The sequence below is a fragment of the Winogradskyella poriferorum genome (genome assembly GCF_050618035.1).
GTDB lineage: Bacteria > Bacteroidota > Bacteroidia > Flavobacteriales > Flavobacteriaceae > Winogradskyella > Winogradskyella poriferorum_A.
The window spans coordinates 1-256 of sequence record NZ_JBODPY010000063.1; the positions used below are offsets into that span (position 1 = coordinate 1).

The window sequence follows — 256 nt, forward strand, 5'->3', positions numbered from 1 at the left end:
AATCCTTCAAATTCATTGTATTTAATAAGATACCTTAAGTCTAAATTGAAATAATTAAAAGGTAAGTAGCCATTGCCCAGTCTGCGGATAAAATCAATTTTTTTAATTGAATCTTCCTTAATCTTAGATGAATCTTTTTCTTTTTCAATCGCATTTTGAGCAAAGCAATTTGTTGCTAAAAGAAAGCCACAAACAACAAATAGATGCTTCTTCATATGGCAAATAGTCCTTAAAAAAAACATCCCTTTTTTTGGGC

Annotated in this window: 1 pseudogene; it reads right to left on the reverse strand. The window is 29.3% G+C overall.

Going from position 1 to position 256, the window contains the following annotated elements:
- A pseudogene (locus tag ACRHOC_RS14930) lies at positions 1 to 215 on the reverse strand (hypothetical protein); the annotation flags it as partial.
- Positions 216 to 256 lie beyond the last annotated feature (41 nt).